12 protein-coding genes are annotated in these 13,260 nt (G+C 70.6%); 4 read left to right on the top strand and 8 right to left on the bottom strand.

Annotated elements, in window-relative coordinates:
- Window positions 1-52: 52 nt before the first annotated feature.
- On the bottom strand, window positions 53-955 hold the full coding sequence (locus tag J7I97_RS11445) for a LysR family transcriptional regulator (protein WP_214933463.1): 903 nt from the start codon (window positions 953-955) through the stop codon (window positions 53-55).
- 96 nt (window positions 956-1,051) lie between these two features.
- On the opposite strand from J7I97_RS11445, the gene J7I97_RS11440 reads away from it, so the two are divergent.
- Window positions 1,052-1,420, top strand: a complete 369-nt coding sequence (locus J7I97_RS11440; RefSeq protein WP_214933461.1) for a nuclear transport factor 2 family protein — start codon at window positions 1,052-1,054, stop codon at window positions 1,418-1,420.
- Window positions 1,417-2,565 carry a flavin-dependent oxidoreductase gene (locus J7I97_RS11435; RefSeq protein WP_214933460.1) on the top strand — a complete coding sequence of 383 codons (1,149 nt, stop codon included), beginning with the start codon at window positions 1,417-1,419 and terminating at the stop codon, window positions 2,563-2,565. Before J7I97_RS11440 ends, J7I97_RS11435 begins: the two co-directional genes overlap by 4 nt.
- Before the next feature lie 61 nt (window positions 2,566-2,626).
- Here the strand turns inward: J7I97_RS11435 and J7I97_RS11430 are convergent, their stop codons facing one another.
- The 5 genes from J7I97_RS11430 to J7I97_RS11410 form a co-directional block, all read right to left on the bottom strand.
- Window positions 2,627-3,595, bottom strand: a complete 969-nt coding sequence (locus tag J7I97_RS11430; protein WP_308369332.1) for a chitinase — start codon at window positions 3,593-3,595, stop codon at window positions 2,627-2,629.
- A gap of 258 nt (window positions 3,596-3,853) precedes the next feature.
- Complete coding sequence (locus J7I97_RS11425) at window positions 3,854-4,102, bottom strand: hypothetical protein (protein ID WP_214933456.1); 249 nt, start codon at window positions 4,100-4,102, stop codon at window positions 3,854-3,856.
- Between the two features lie 48 nt (window positions 4,103-4,150).
- Window positions 4,151-4,921 (bottom strand): hypothetical protein, encoded by a 771-nt coding sequence (locus J7I97_RS11420; RefSeq protein ID WP_214933454.1) that lies wholly within the window; start codon window positions 4,919-4,921, stop codon window positions 4,151-4,153.
- 337 nt (window positions 4,922-5,258) lie between these two features.
- Window positions 5,259-6,452, bottom strand: coding sequence for a M6 family metalloprotease domain-containing protein (locus tag J7I97_RS11415; RefSeq protein WP_214933453.1), 1,194 nt, complete (start codon window positions 6,450-6,452; stop codon window positions 5,259-5,261).
- A 62-nt stretch (window positions 6,453-6,514) separates the two neighbouring features.
- A complete protein-coding gene (locus J7I97_RS11410; RefSeq protein ID WP_214933451.1) occupies window positions 6,515-7,792 on the bottom strand; it encodes an alpha/beta fold hydrolase in 1,278 nt (425 codons plus the stop codon).
- Window positions 7,793-8,009: 217 nt separating this feature from the next.
- On the opposite strand from J7I97_RS11410, the gene J7I97_RS11405 reads away from it, so the two are divergent.
- The gene (locus J7I97_RS11405; RefSeq protein ID WP_214933449.1) at window positions 8,010-9,755 is read left to right on the top strand and encodes an ABC transporter substrate-binding protein; all 1,746 of its coding nucleotides are present in this window, start codon (window positions 8,010-8,012) and stop codon (window positions 9,753-9,755) included.
- Between the two features lie 36 nt (window positions 9,756-9,791).
- A complete protein-coding gene (locus J7I97_RS11400; protein ID WP_214933447.1) occupies window positions 9,792-10,772 on the top strand; it encodes a LysR family transcriptional regulator in 981 nt (326 codons plus the stop codon).
- A 33-nt stretch (window positions 10,773-10,805) separates the two neighbouring features.
- Here the strand turns inward: J7I97_RS11400 and J7I97_RS11395 are convergent, their stop codons facing one another.
- Entirely contained in the window at window positions 10,806-12,521 is a 1,716-nt protein-coding gene (locus tag J7I97_RS11395) for an acyl-CoA dehydrogenase family protein (protein WP_214933445.1), read from the bottom strand.
- An 80-nt stretch (window positions 12,522-12,601) separates the two neighbouring features.
- A complete protein-coding gene (locus J7I97_RS11390; protein WP_214933444.1) occupies window positions 12,602-13,171 on the bottom strand; it encodes a PadR family transcriptional regulator in 570 nt (189 codons plus the stop codon).
- Between the last annotated feature and the right edge of the window lie 89 nt (window positions 13,172-13,260).

The raw sequence follows: 13,260 nt of genomic DNA, 5'->3' as shown, positions 1-13,260 counted from the left end.
CGTACGAACCGTACGGACCGTCCTGCCGCCGCATCACGGTGTGCCCCGGCGATCAGGGCCGAGTGGCCTGCGCGAGCGCGGCGCGGGCCCGGCTGATCAGGACGCGGCCGGCCGGGTTGCTCGGGCCGTCGGTCCGCCAGGCGAGGGCCAGGCGGCCGCGCAGCGCCGGCCGGTTGATCCTGATCGTCGCCAGCTGATCCGACCGCGCCTCGGCGAACGCGCCGGGCAGGATGGCCGCGCCCAGGCCACGGGCGGCGAGTTGGGCGAGGACCGCGGGGTCGCCGGCCTCGAAGGCGATGTACGGCGCGAAGCCGGCGTCCGCGCACGCCTCTTCGAGCCGGGTGCGCAGGCCCGTGCCCCGCGGCAGGCTGATCAGTGCGCGGCCGCGGAGTGTGTCGAGCGAGATGACGGAGTGGACGGCGAGTTCGTGGTCGTGGCTGACCGCGGCGACGATCGGCTGGTCCTCGACCACGTGGATCTCGATGCCGGCCAAGGTGGTGTCGCCGGTGTCGCCCACGCTGACGATCGCCGCGTCGAGCCGCCCCGTGCGCAGGTCGTCGAGCAGTTGATCGGTGTTCGCCTCGGCCAGCGTGATCTCGACCGCCGGATGCTCCTCGTGGAATCCCGCCAGCACTCCGGGCAGGTCGACGTTGTGCGAGGTCACGGTGCCGACGGCGACCCGCCCCCGCAGGAGTCCGGTCAGCTCGTCGACGGCGAGCCGGGCGCCTTCCGCTGCGGCGAGCGCGGCGCGCGCGTAGGGAAGGACGGCCGCGCCCGCCTCGGTCAGCCGTACCGAGCGGTGGGAGCGGTCCAGCAACTCCTGGCCGAACTCGCGCTCCAGGCGGCGGATCTGCGCGCTGACGCCGGGCTGGGCGACATGCAGTTTCTCGGCGGCCCTCGTGAAGTTCCGCTCCTCGGCCACGGTCACGAAGTACTCAAGCTGCCGCAGTTCCATAACTGCTGATTCTAGCAACCAGACTTACCAGCTCTTGGACTTCTGGATCCCGTCGTCTCAGAGTGGGGGCAGGAGACAAGAGCCAAGGAGTCGACCATGACGAATACCCGTGAACGTGCCACCTCCCCCGAGGACTTGGCCCGCTTGTTCGTGGAGCGCGCCAACGCCCGTGACGCCGAGGGGCTGGCGGAGCTCTACGCGCCCGATGCGGTACTCGCCTACCCGGCGGGGGCGTCGACGGTCGGCCGGGATGCGATCCGCGCCGTGTGCGAGCGGATGCTCGACCACGCCCCGCTGCCGTTCCCGTTCGAGGAACCCCTGCCGACGGTCCGCCACGGGGACCTCGCCCTCACCTCGACACGGGACGCCGACGGAACGGGCGGCCGGGTGCAGGTCGCGCGCCGCCAGCCGGACGGAACCTGGCTGCGGATCATCGACCGGCCCGAGATCCCGGCCGCACGATGACGGTGCTCATCGCCGGGGCGGGCATCGGCGGGCTGACTGCCGCACTGAGCCTGCACGCCGCCGGAATCGACGCGGTCGTGGTGGAAAGCGCCCGGGAGATACGGCCGCTCGGTCTCGGCATCAATCTGCTGCCGCATGCGGTACGGGAGCTGACCGAGCTCGGCCTCGGTGACGCGCTGGCCGCGATCGGCGTGGCCACCGCCGAGAACGTGTACTGCGACCGGTTCGGCAACGAGATGTTCGCCGAGCCGCGCGGGCTGGCGGCGGGCCATCACTGGCCGCAGTACTCCGTCCACCGCGGGGAACTCCAGCTGCTGCTCCTCGCGGCGGTCCGCGAACGGCTGGGCGCCGGTGCGGTACGCGCCGGAACGCGTCTGGTCGGCTTCGAGGAAGCCGGCACCACCGTCCGTGCCCGCCTGCTCGACCGTGCGACGGGGGTGGTCGAGGAGACCCGGGCCGGGGCGCTGATCGGCGCGGACGGGCTGCACTCGGCGGTCCGCGCCCGGCTGCATCCGGACGGCGGGCCGCTGCTGTGGTCGGGCATTCGGATGTGGCGGGGCGTGACGGAGGCCGAGCCGTTCCGCACCGGCCGTTCGATGGTGATCGTGAGCGAGGCGGACGTGCAACTGGTCGCGTATCCGATCGGGTGGAACCGGATCAACTGGGTCTGCCAGGTGCGGGTGTCCGAGCCACGACCGCTCGCGGAGGAGGCGGGCTGGAACCGCACCGGCCGACTGGCGGATGTCCTCCCCTACTACGAGGACTGGGCATTCGGCCCGTACGACGTGCCGGGTCTGCTGGCGGGCAGCGGCGAGATCATCGAACACCCGATGGCCGACCGGGATCCGCTGCCCGCCTGGGGACGGGGCCGGGTCACCCTGCTCGGTGACGCCGCGCATCCGATGTATCCGGTGGGCGCCAACGGCGCGTCCCAGGCCATCGTCGACGCCCGCGTACTCGCCCGCGAACTGGCGGAGGCCCCCGAGGTGCCGACCGGCCTGGCGCGCTACGAGCACACGCGCCGGGACGCCACCACGGCCGTCGTGCTGGCGAACCGGGACATGCACCGGGCCGAGGGCCACACCGCGCGAGACCTCGCCCGTATCACCGACACCTACCGGCAGGCCACCTACGGGACCCGGTAGTTCCCCGAAGTGACGATCACCGCCTGGAACTGGACGCTGCCGGCTTTCTCTCCTTTCCCCCTCAGCCCTTGTACTGGACGACGATCTTGGTAAAGGCGTACGGGGACTGCGAGATGCCGCTACAGGCATCGGGGTCCGTACCGGTGGCGCAGGCGCGGTCACGGTTGACCGACCAGAACGCGAACCGCGCGAGGTGGTGCCGCTGGGCGTAGGAGAGGATCGTCCGGAAGTCCGTGAGGGTGACGGTCTCGTCGTCCTCGTCGGTCTTGCCGTTCATGGACGACACCCCACTGTGGCGGTAGGCGGCGTCGTCGTTGTACCGGTAGGCGCTCTTCACGGCCGCCTTCAGCCCTTCGAGGGCGCCGACCGAGGCCTGGCCCATGGTTCCGCTGTGCCCGCCGAAGTCGAAGGGCATGACCACCCAGCCGTCGTTGTCGAGGCCGGCCGCGGCACCTCGCTTGATGAGGTCCTTGCCGGTGGCGTCGGGGCCGCTCGGGGTGGTGCCCATGGTCACGTAGGTGACGATGCCGGGGTTCTTCGTCTTGACGATCTTGAGGGCGTCGACCACCCGCTGGCGGACCGTGGCGCTGGCGAACTCGGTGTTCTCGATGTCGATGTCCAGCGCCTTGAGGTGGTAGGCGTTGATCACCTTCTGGTACGCCCCGGCCAGTGCGGTCGCGCTGGTGCACTTCTCGCCCAGCTTGTCGCCGCTCCAGCCGCCGACCGAGATAACGATGTCGCCGCCGGCGGCCCGGATGGATTTGACGGCGGCCTCGTCGGAGCCCCCGGTGAGCGCCCGGGTGCCGTCCCACTTCGGGTCGCAGGTGCCGTCGGAGAGGATGAAGGCGAGGGTGAACCATTTCGTGCCGGTGGCAGCCATGACGTCGGTGGGCTTCTGGGGACTGCCCCAGCCGAGGTACTCGTACGGTGCGGCCGCCATCGCGCCGGCCTGCGCCGCCGAGGCGCTGTTCCCGGGCGCCAGCAGCAAGGCCGACGGCGCCAGGGTCGCCGCCAGGAGGGTGCTGATCACTCTGGGCGTGAAGGACTCATACATGTCGGCTTGCCTCTCAGAGCAGGGATCTGACGATGCGCCAATCAGTAACGGCTCACGGACGCTTGATCCGGACGGCATGAGTCCGGGGCGGGCGTGCGGCGCACGGCCGTAGTGGGTGACGTACAGAATCGGGGGCCACTGGGGGCATGGTCAAGATGGTTAGTTAGGAAAGTTTCCATACAGCTGACTGCCGACAGGCCCGATAACCGGGCCTGTCGGCAGTGGCGTTGGGCGTCAGACGCGGTCGGGCAGCCGGACGACGTCCTCGTCCAGCTCCTCGGCGGTGGGTTCGGACTCCTTCGGTGCGACGCCTTCGGCGATCGCCTTGCGAAGGCGGGTGACCTTCGGACCCCAGTACTCCTTGGCGAGCCCGAAGAGCCACTTGGTGACGGGCGGCCCGAAAATCACCACGGCGAAACCGGCCACTGTTGATGTGACGGGGTTCTCCGTGACCGCGGACAGGGCCACGAGGATGATCTGCACTGCTTCTCCTTGGCGATGAGCGGGCGCGGCGGGCGCCTGCTCCGGAGATCAGGCAGCCGGCGCCCAGAGGGCTGCGGCATCGAGGTGGAGAGCGAGTTCCGGTCCGCGCGGGATCTCGGGTACGGCCAGCCGGAGCACACCGCACGGCGCGTTGGCACGGACCGGCGGCTGGTCATCGTCGTCGTAGTGCACGAGGCCGAGCTCACGCACGACTGCGGCCTCCGCCGCCTTGGCGCGTTGGACGTCCGGCCTCTGCTGGCGACGGATCTCACTCGTCACCTGCCGTGCGAGATCGGTCTGTTCCGCACGCTCGATGTCCGTCGGCGCCTCCATCGACGACAGGCCGTGGAAGACATCCGAGTCACGGCCTCGGACGGGCCGGTGGCCTCGGAGCGGCCGGTGGAGAAACGCCGCCAGTCGGCGTTCATACGCCTCGGACAGCGCAGACGCGAGCGATGCCCATTCGTCGGCGGAGGACTGCCCGCCGCGCGCGGGAAGGTGGACCCCGGATGCGCAAGCGTCCAAGATCACCAGCTGTGCAGCCACCGACTCCCATGCCTGGCGCCACACATCAACTCGCGCCTCGTCAACGCGGCGTCGGCTGCTCTTTGCCTCAATGAGGAGGTAGCCCGCGCGCGTCGTGTTGCCATGCCCGTCGAAGTACGCCACGAGGTCGACTGCATCGAACGAGGCGTGTGAGGCCGCGGGAGCGGGAGTCCCACGCCAGAGGGGGCTCTCGGCGAACAGCGGTACCCGGCGGGCCGCTTCGCGCAGCCTCTCCTGCCAGTCGCTCTCGCCGTGGGACGTCACGCTGGTCATCGTAGCGAGGCGACTGCAAGATCGGCATCGATTGCCCCCGACTGACCGCGCCCGGGCATGCCGCGACCTCCCTGCCCGCCTACGGGGACACCGTCGGGGCGGTACGGACCGGGCTTCCGGACAGCGACGGCAAGCAGCCCGGGGACCCGGTTAAGGCGGCCTACACGCATGTGCGGGAGCAGCGCGCGGGTGAGCGCTGCCGGCCCGAAGAAGTGCAGCTCCATCAGGTCGCGGAGTTGCCGTCGGTGTCCGTCACGTCGACGGGGAGCAGGGCGAGCCGGCCCCGGTACCCGGCCGCCAGCGTGTCGAGCGGCTCGGGCCGCCGCAGGCACCGGCCTCAGGACTTGCGGAGTCGCACCACATCCCCCGCTCCGCCGTCCGCGAGGACGTCGATCCGGACGCCGGTGTCCGTGTCGCTGAAGGTCCGGCCCGGCGTGTACGCCGCCAGGTCGAGCTGGGTGCAGCCGGCGGGCGAAGTGGCGGCCGGGTTGCCGTTCGTGAACCGGACCGGCCCTTCGCCCGTCGGGGCGGCGGAGTCGACTTTGTAGATCAGGACGCCGGACGAGCAGGCGGCCCGGTCGTTGCCCTCGGCGCGGCGGGACTCGACGACGTACGCCGTGGTCTCACTGGTGCGCAGCACCGCGATCTTGGTACCGCCAGGCCGTTCCACCGGGGTCAGCAGTACGGTGCGGCGTCCGGCCCCCGGCAGGCAGGCGACCTGGTCATCGCGCGTCCAGCCGAGCTTCCAGGAGTGCCAGCCGAGGTACTGCGGGGCGGGTCCCGCGATGTTGCCCATCACGTCCCACCCGCCGACGTACTGGTGGGCGGCGCCGGTGAAGGAGTACAGGTCCGGCAGCCCGAAGGTGTGGCCGGTCTCGTGGGCGGCGACCTTGGGTCCCCAGTGCCACATGTCCTGGCCGAAGGTCACGGCCCACTTGAGGCGGGCACCGTCGGCGGTCACGCCGGGTGTGGCGGGGTCGTAGAGGTAGGTCGGGGAGAAGGAGATGGCGGTCGCCGCCTTGGTCGGGACGATGTAGACCATGTCGTAGCGGGAGAAGTCCGCGTACGGGTCGGCGGCCGTGACCGCGTCGCGTACGTACTTCTCGTGGGCCTCGAAGGTGAGCCCGCGCGTGAACCCGTACGACTCGGAGTCCGCCGGCATACGGATCCAGCGGCGCAGCGAGCTGACGGCGAGACGGGAGCGGCCGTAGCTGGCCGCGCGCATCCACTCGGCGGCGGGGGCGAGGTGGGCGGCGTAGGCGTCCGTGGGGTCGCCGGCCGGCGCATCGGGGAAGTCCACGAACAGTGTCAGCACGCGGCGGGTGCCGGTGGAGGGCTGGAACAGGGTGCGGTCGGTGTCGTGGCCCTCGTCGGTCCAGCCGGTCCTGCCGGGGAGCGCGCAAGCGGCGGCCGGGGCGGCCAAAGGCGGTCCTTCGGCCGCGGTCGCCGTGGTGGGGGCGGCGGCCAGGCAGGTGAGGAGGACGGCCATCGCGGCGGTCGCGCGCGGGCGGCGGCGGGGCGGAATGGACATGGGATTCCCTTCGTCGAGGGCAGGACAGGGCGGGGCAGGGCAAACCAGGGGGTGGGGGTGGATTACGCGCGACCCGCGGCCAGGTCCATCAGCCGGGCCAGGACGCGGCCGCCTGAGGCGGTGACGCCGTCGTGCTCCCACTCGTTGGTGACCCACACCCGCGTTGCGCCGATCTCGCGCGCCGTGCGCAGGGAGAGGCCCGCGTCGACGTACATGTCGTCGTGGTAGACGGCCGCGGCGAGGGGAACCGTGTTGGCGGCGAGGCGACGGGGGTCGTAGAGCGGGGGCCAGTCGGTGCGCCGGGCCAGGAGGTCGGCGGCGTCAGCGAAGGGGCGTAGGCCCGCGATCTCCCGGAACATCCAGGGGTAGATCATTTCTCCGGTGAGCAGCAGGGGGTCCGCGTCCTCGGCGAACTCGGGGAAGTCGGCCAGGGCCCGGGCGGCCGCCCAGCCCGTCGGGCCCGCGCCCTGCCCGTACAGCGTCTCCTGCATGACGGCGAACAGCGGGTTGTCGGCAAAGGCGGTGAGGGCCATCACCTGGTGGCGGAACGTGTCGGTCAACTCGCGGTCGCCGCCCAGCGCTTCGTCCAGCAGCCAGTGGATCCGCTCGAAGCCGTCGCCCATCCCGAGACAGAGACCGAGGGCGCGCAGACGCCGGGGCGTGAGCCGGTCCCCGTCCGGCAGGCGGACGTCGACGGCCGCGAGGAGATCGGCGATCTCGCGGAGGCGCAGGGCGTCGTCCGGGTAACGGGCGTAGAAGTCGAGCACGCGGTCGCGCACGCGCGGGTAGGTCCGGGCGTACACGTCGTCGGCGGTGGCCGCCAGACCGGGCAGACCTCCGGTCACGTAGCAGGCCCGCAGCCCCTCGGGGGCCTGGGACAGGTACGTGAGGGTGATGAAGCCGCCGTAGCTCTGACCGAGCGTCTCCCAGGGGGTGTCCCCACACAGCCTGCGGCGGATCAGTTCCGCGTCGGCCACAATCGCGTCGGCGCGGAAGTAGGCCAGATGCGTGGCCAGTTGGGCGGGCGAGGTGAACCGGGAGGCGGACCGGGCGGCGGACCGGGCGGTGACCGGGGTGGAGCGGCCGGTGCCGCGCTGGTCGAGGAGCAGTACACGGTGCGTTTTGAGCGCCTGGGACAGCCAGCCGGGCGAACCGGTCGCGGGGCGCGGCGATTTGCCGCCCGGACCGCCCTGCAGATAGAGCAGCCAGGGGAGTTCCTCGCCGGCGCGAGCCGGGTCGGCGACCTCGCGGGCGAAGACCTCGATGACCGGGCCGTCAGGGGCCTGGTGATCCAGAGGGACGCGGAAGACATGGTCGGCGGTCGCGTACGCGGGGTTCATGAATCCCTTTCACGGCCGGGGAGGAAGGCCGCAGAGTGAGGTGTGACATTGCGCGATCAGCATGGTCGGGCGCATGTCACCCAGGGAGCTCCCGCATAGGCATAACACCACGTTATGAAGTGCCGACATCTTGGGAGTGCAATGTCACATTACTAAGTTATCCGTCACGCCCGCTCCAGCCGCTCCGGCTGTCCAACTGCCCTCGGAGAGACCCCTCATGGACAAGCGCACCCGCACCTCCCTCGCCGCCGCGGTCGTGGCGACCCTCGCCCTCGGCGGGGCCGGCTGTACCGACGGCAAGACGGCCGGCGGCGCAGGAGGAGCCAGGAACCCGGCGACGGCCAACACCGGCGCGGTGATCGGGGGTACTCCGCAGAAGGGCGGCACCCTGACGGTCCTGTCCGACCACGACTTCACCCACCTCGACCCCGCCCGCAACTGGGTGATCGGCGACATGGACTTCGGCACGCGGCTGCTCTACCGCACGCTCGTGACGTACAAGGCGGAGCCCGGTGCCAAGGGCGGGGAGTTGACACCCGACCTCGCCGAGGACCTCGGCGTCCCCTCCAACGGGGCCATGACCTGGACCTTCAAGCTCAAGAAGGGGCTGAAGTACGAGGACGGCTCGCCGATCACCGCCCAGGACGTCAAGTACAACGTGGAGCGGTCCTTCTCCCCCGATCTGCCCGGCGGCCCCGACTACGCCGCCCGCTACCTCGCCGGGGCCGAGGGCTACCGGGGCCCGGCGCAGGACGAGCACCTTGATTCGATCAAGACCCCTGACGACCGTACGATCGTCTTCGAACTGCGCAAGCCCTTCGCCGAGTTCCCCTACGCGACGGTACTGCCCACCTTCGCGCCGGTCCCCAGAGCGCAGGAGGCGGGCCCCCGGTACGACAGCCGCCCGTTCTCCTCGGGCCCGTACAAGATCGAGACGTACGACCGCGACAAGCAGCTCGTGCTGGTCCGCAACACCCACTGGGACCCGGGCACGGACCAGGTGCGCAAGGCCTACCCGGACAAGGTGGTCGTGACGATGGGCCTGCGGGCCAACCAGATCGACGACCGGCTCATCGCCGGCGCGGGCGCCGACGCCTCCGCCGTCCCCTGGGGCAAGCTGCGCCCCGAGAGCACCCCCAAGGTGCTCACCAAGACCGATGTCAGGGCGCGCCTGCTGGCCGAGTCCACCAACTGCACCGAGATGGTGCAGATGCACACGGGCCGTGCGCCGTTCGACAGTGTCAAGGTTCGCCAGGCCGTCCAGTTCGCCCTCGACCGCGAGGCCATCCTGACCGCCTCCGGCGGCCCGGCCCTGGGCGATGTCGCCACGGCCCTCATGCCCGGCTCGATCTTCGGCGGCAAGCAGCCCGACACGCTGGGAATCCCGGCCACCGGTGACATCGAGAAGGCGAAGCAGCTGCTGAAGGAGGCCGGGAAGGCCGAAGGGTTCGCCACCACCATCACCGTCTCCAACGGAGACAAGGGCGTCGCGGAAGCCGTCCAGCAGTCCCTCGGCCGAGTCGGGATCAAGGTCACCATCGAGACGGTCGACCCGTCCGCGTTCTACGACACCATCGGCGACACCAAGAACCGCACCGACCTCGTCTACACCGGCTGGTGCCCGGACTACCTTTCCGGCTCCACCTTCCTGCCCTTCGTGTTCGACGGCCGCTACATCAAGGAGAAGGGCAACTCCGGCAACCACTCTCTCTTCCGCGACGAGGCCACCATGAAGCGGATGGACGAGATCGCCTCCATGGCCGACGCCCGGCAGGCCAACAAGGCATGGCAGGAACTGGACGGGCAGATCCTCGCGAAGGCCCCGACGGCACCGGTCGTCATCGAGCGCATGCCCCTCCTCCTCGGCACCAACATCGCCGGCGCCTTCGGCCACAACTCATTCGGCGGCCAGCTCGACTACGCCACGATCGGCCTCAAGGACGCCGCCAGGGCCGGGAACTGAGAGCTCTCAACAGAGATCACGCATAACATCTGCGCCATGGATCTGGAGGTACGACACCTGCGGGTGGTGTGCGCGATCGCCGAGGCGGGGAGCCTCACCCGCGCCGCCGCCTCTCTGGGCATGACACAGCCGGGACTCAGCGCTCAACTGCGCCGCATCGAGGCCATGCTGGGCGGGTCCCTGTTCGACCGGCGGCAGGCCGGGGCCGTCCCCACGCCCTTCGGTGAGCTGGTGCTCAGCCGGGCGGGCGCGATCCTGCCGGGTATCGACGGACTCCTCGCCGACACCGCCCGGGCCGCCCGCCGGATATCGGCGGCGCACCGAGTGCGCATCGGCTCGGTGGGCGCTCCCCTGATCGGCCATCTCATCAGGGCGGTGAAGGCCCGACTCCCGGAAGCGGAGCTGACCTCTCGCTGCCATTACTCCCCCATCGCCCTGCTCGACGACCTCGCGGCAGGCCGTCTGGAGGCGGCGGTGCTCGGCGACCACCCCGACCAGGAGCTGCCGCAACGTGAGGACGTGATCCTCCATCCGGTCGTCACCGAGCCGGTCTTCGCGCTCCTGCCGGCCGCCCACCCCCTTGCCACCCAGGACGAGGTCTCCCTGGCCGAGCTCCTGGACGAGGACTGGGCGGCCCCCCGGCCCGACAGCGACCGGACCCTCGAATACTGGTCGTCCGTCTGCGCCCTGACGGGCCGCCGCCCCTTCACCCCGTACGAGGCGGAGGGGCGGCAGCTGATCGAGATCGTGCGCGCGGGTCTGGCCGTCAGCCTCTGCCAGGCCACCTTCAACGAAGTCCCGGGCGTCGCGGTCCGCCCCCTGGCCGGAAATCCCCTGTGGTACCGCCACATTCTGGCCTGGCGCCGCGAAGGCCCCCTCACGGAGCACGGCCCCGAGATCCTGCGCCGTGTCGCCGACGGCTATCTGGCCACATGCCTGGACGGCTCCGCGTACACGAGCTGGCGAAAGCGGCATCCGCATGCCGCCCTGCCGACCGCGGCCGCCCCGGGAACCTGAGCCGGCCTCTCGACGGGCCCGGTGGCCGCGTGGTTACGGCGCCATCTCGTACGCCCCGGACAGTGCCTCGACACGCTCCCACACCCGGGCCGAGCGGGCGTCGTCGACGACCGGCCGCCGGACCGCGCCGAGCGCCCAGCTCTGCTGCTGCTCAGTGGCGGAGTCCTTGCCGTGCAGCTCGACGGCGTGCGCGGAGAAGTCGCGTACGAGAACGGAGAACAGTTCGTCCAGCACGTCCTCGTTCAGGCCCGACAGGCTCGCCTGCTCCAGGATCAGCTGGCCGTGGACGACGAGCGCGAACAGCTGGCCGACGGCGAGGAGGAGGTCGAGGTCGCGGCTCTGCTCCTCGTCGGGGGCGGCGGTGGCGACGAACTCGCACAGGGCGTCCGCCTGCTCGCGGAAGCGGGCGACGTTCGGCACCGCGGCGTACGCGTCGTAGGCGGTGCGCCAGTCGTGGAAGCGTACGGAGCCCAGGCCGCGGGCCGGCCCCTGCCGGAAGAGGAACGCGTCATCGGCGGCGTCGAGCCGGGTCGGCACGGGCGCGTACTCGGCGGGGTTCAGCAGGTGGTTGCGCATGAACTTGAGGATGAGCGCGAGGTTGACGTGAACCGTGCCCTCCAGCTTGGGCAGCCCGCGGATCTCGACGGCGGCCTGGGCGAAGTACGTGTCCTTCTCGAAGCCCTTGGCGGCGATGACGTCCCACATCAGGTCGATGACCTTCTCGCCCTCCGTGGTCACCTTCATCTTCGTCATCGGGTTGAAGAGCAGGTAACGGCGGTCCTCGGGGCCGGCGGAGCGGAAGTAGTCCACGGCGCGGTCGCTGAAGAGCTTCATCCCGACGAGACGGACGTACGCGTCGGTCAGCTCGCGGCGCACGTGCGGGAAGGCGGTGACGGGGCGGCCGTAGAGGATGCGGTTCTGCGCGTGGGTGACGGCCTCGTACATCGCGTGCTCGCAGATGCCGATGGAGGCGGTGCAGAGGTTGAACTTGCCGACGTTGACGGTGTTGAGGGCGGCGTCGAAGGCGGCGCGGCCGGTGTGCAGGACGTCCTCGGAAGCCACCGGATAGTCCTCGAGGCGGAACTCACTGACGTACTTCGAGGAGTCGACGACGTTCTTCACCAGCTGGTACGCCGGGTGACGGCTGTCGGCGGCGAAGAAGACGTACCCGTCCGGGCCCTCGACGTCGGTGCGGCGGCCGAAGACGGAGACCAGCCCGGCGGCGTTGCCGTTGCCGATGTAGTACTTGGAGCCGCTGGCCCGGAAGCCGCCGTCGCCGTCGGGCTCCAGGAGCATGTCGGTGGAGTAGATGTCGGCGCCGTGCGTCTTCTCGGACAGGCCGAAAGCGAACACCTCGCCCTGGGAGAGGAGTTCCGCCGCTCGGCTGCGGGCAGCGGTGTTGTCGCTCTGCCAGACCGGACCGAGACCGAGGATGGTCACCTGCCAGGCGTACCAGTAGTCGAGGCCGTAGAACCCGAAGATCTCGTTGAGGGCGGCGATCCGGGCGGTGTCCCAGCGCTGGTCCTGTCCGGCGGCGGAGGCAGGGGTGAGGAAGGTGGCGAACAGACCTTCCTTGGCGGAGAAGGCGAGGAAGTCCCCCAGCCAGGCACGGGAGCGGTAGTCCTCGAGCAGCTGGCGCTTGCCCCGCTCCTCGAACCAGTCGACGGTGGCGCGCAGCAGCCTGCGGGTCTCGGGGTCGAAGTGCTGCGGGTCGTAGGTGCGCGGGTTGAACAGCAGGGTGTCGGCCATGGAGGTTCGCCTTCCGAGGGGTTGAGGGCTGAAGGTTGAACGCTGAAGGTGAAGGTTGCGGAGGGTAAAGGCGGGACGGTTCAGGTACGCGGGCGGGACGCGCCGAGCCGGTGGACGGTGACGAGTACGTCGTCGAGCCAGGCGATCGTCATCCGTTCGTACGCGATGCCGCCGCGCAGCACGACGTGCTGTAGTTCCTGACCGGCGTCGGGCGGTGCGGCGGCGGCCTCGGGCCCGGTGAAGTCACGCAGTTCCCCGGCGAGATAGTGCGCGAGCCGGTCGCTGTGCACCTGGCGGTGCCGCTCGACCTCGTCGATCAGTGCGGCCGGGTCGTCGAAGGCCGCGCCGCGGATCTTCACCGCCAGGTCGTGCCGGAGGCTCTCGGGTTCGATCGGCTCGTGCAGCCACTGGGAGAGGGCGGCGCGGCCGGGACCGGCGACCGAGTACTCCTTCTTGTCCGGCCGGCCCTGCTGCGGCACCTCGCGGACGGCGAGCATGCCGGCGGTCTCCATGCGCTTGAGAACGCGGTAGATCTGCTGATGGGTGGCGGTCCAGAAGTAGCCGATGGACCGCTCGAACCGCCGGGCCAGCTCATAGCCGGAGCCCGGCTTCTCCAGCAGCGAGACGAGGATCGCGTGTTCGAGCGCCATACCGCGATCCTTCTATGCAACTCGTTGCATAGACAAGTGGCAGAGCCCGGGTGAGACGCGGCTCACCCGGACACGAGCAGCCCGGCCTC

It is taken from the genome of Streptomyces sp. ISL-87, assembly GCF_018614095.1.
Taxonomy (GTDB): Bacteria; Actinomycetota; Actinomycetes; order Streptomycetales; family Streptomycetaceae; genus Streptomyces.
This window is presented reverse-complemented; position numbering and strand designations above follow the sequence as displayed.

Bases quoted from the DNA above. Each gene is read 5' to 3' on its own strand.
- J7I97_RS11410 (WP_214933451.1), bottom strand. From the start codon at position 7,792: ATGAACCCCGCGTACGCGACCGCCGACCATGTCTTCCGCGTCCCTCTG.
- J7I97_RS11395 (WP_214933445.1), bottom strand. From the start codon at position 12,521: ATGGCCGACACCCTGCTGTTCAACCCGCGCACCTACGACCCGCAGCAC.
- J7I97_RS11405 (WP_214933449.1), top strand. From the start codon at position 8,010: ATGGACAAGCGCACCCGCACCTCCCTCGCCGCCGCGGTCGTGGCGACC.
- J7I97_RS11420 (WP_214933454.1), bottom strand. From the start codon at position 4,921: ATGACCAGCGTGACGTCCCACGGCGAGAGCGACTGGCAGGAGAGGCTG.
- J7I97_RS11390 (WP_214933444.1), bottom strand. From the start codon at position 13,171: ATGGCGCTCGAACACGCGATCCTCGTCTCGCTGCTGGAGAAGCCGGGC.
- J7I97_RS11440 (WP_214933461.1), top strand. From the start codon at position 1,052: ATGACGAATACCCGTGAACGTGCCACCTCCCCCGAGGACTTGGCCCGC.
- J7I97_RS11445 (WP_214933463.1), bottom strand. From the start codon at position 955: ATGGAACTGCGGCAGCTTGAGTACTTCGTGACCGTGGCCGAGGAGCGG.
- J7I97_RS11435 (WP_214933460.1), top strand. From the start codon at position 1,417: ATGACGGTGCTCATCGCCGGGGCGGGCATCGGCGGGCTGACTGCCGCA.
- J7I97_RS11415 (WP_214933453.1), bottom strand. From the start codon at position 6,452: ATGTCCATTCCGCCCCGCCGCCGCCCGCGCGCGACCGCCGCGATGGCC.
- J7I97_RS11400 (WP_214933447.1), top strand. From the start codon at position 9,792: ATGGATCTGGAGGTACGACACCTGCGGGTGGTGTGCGCGATCGCCGAG.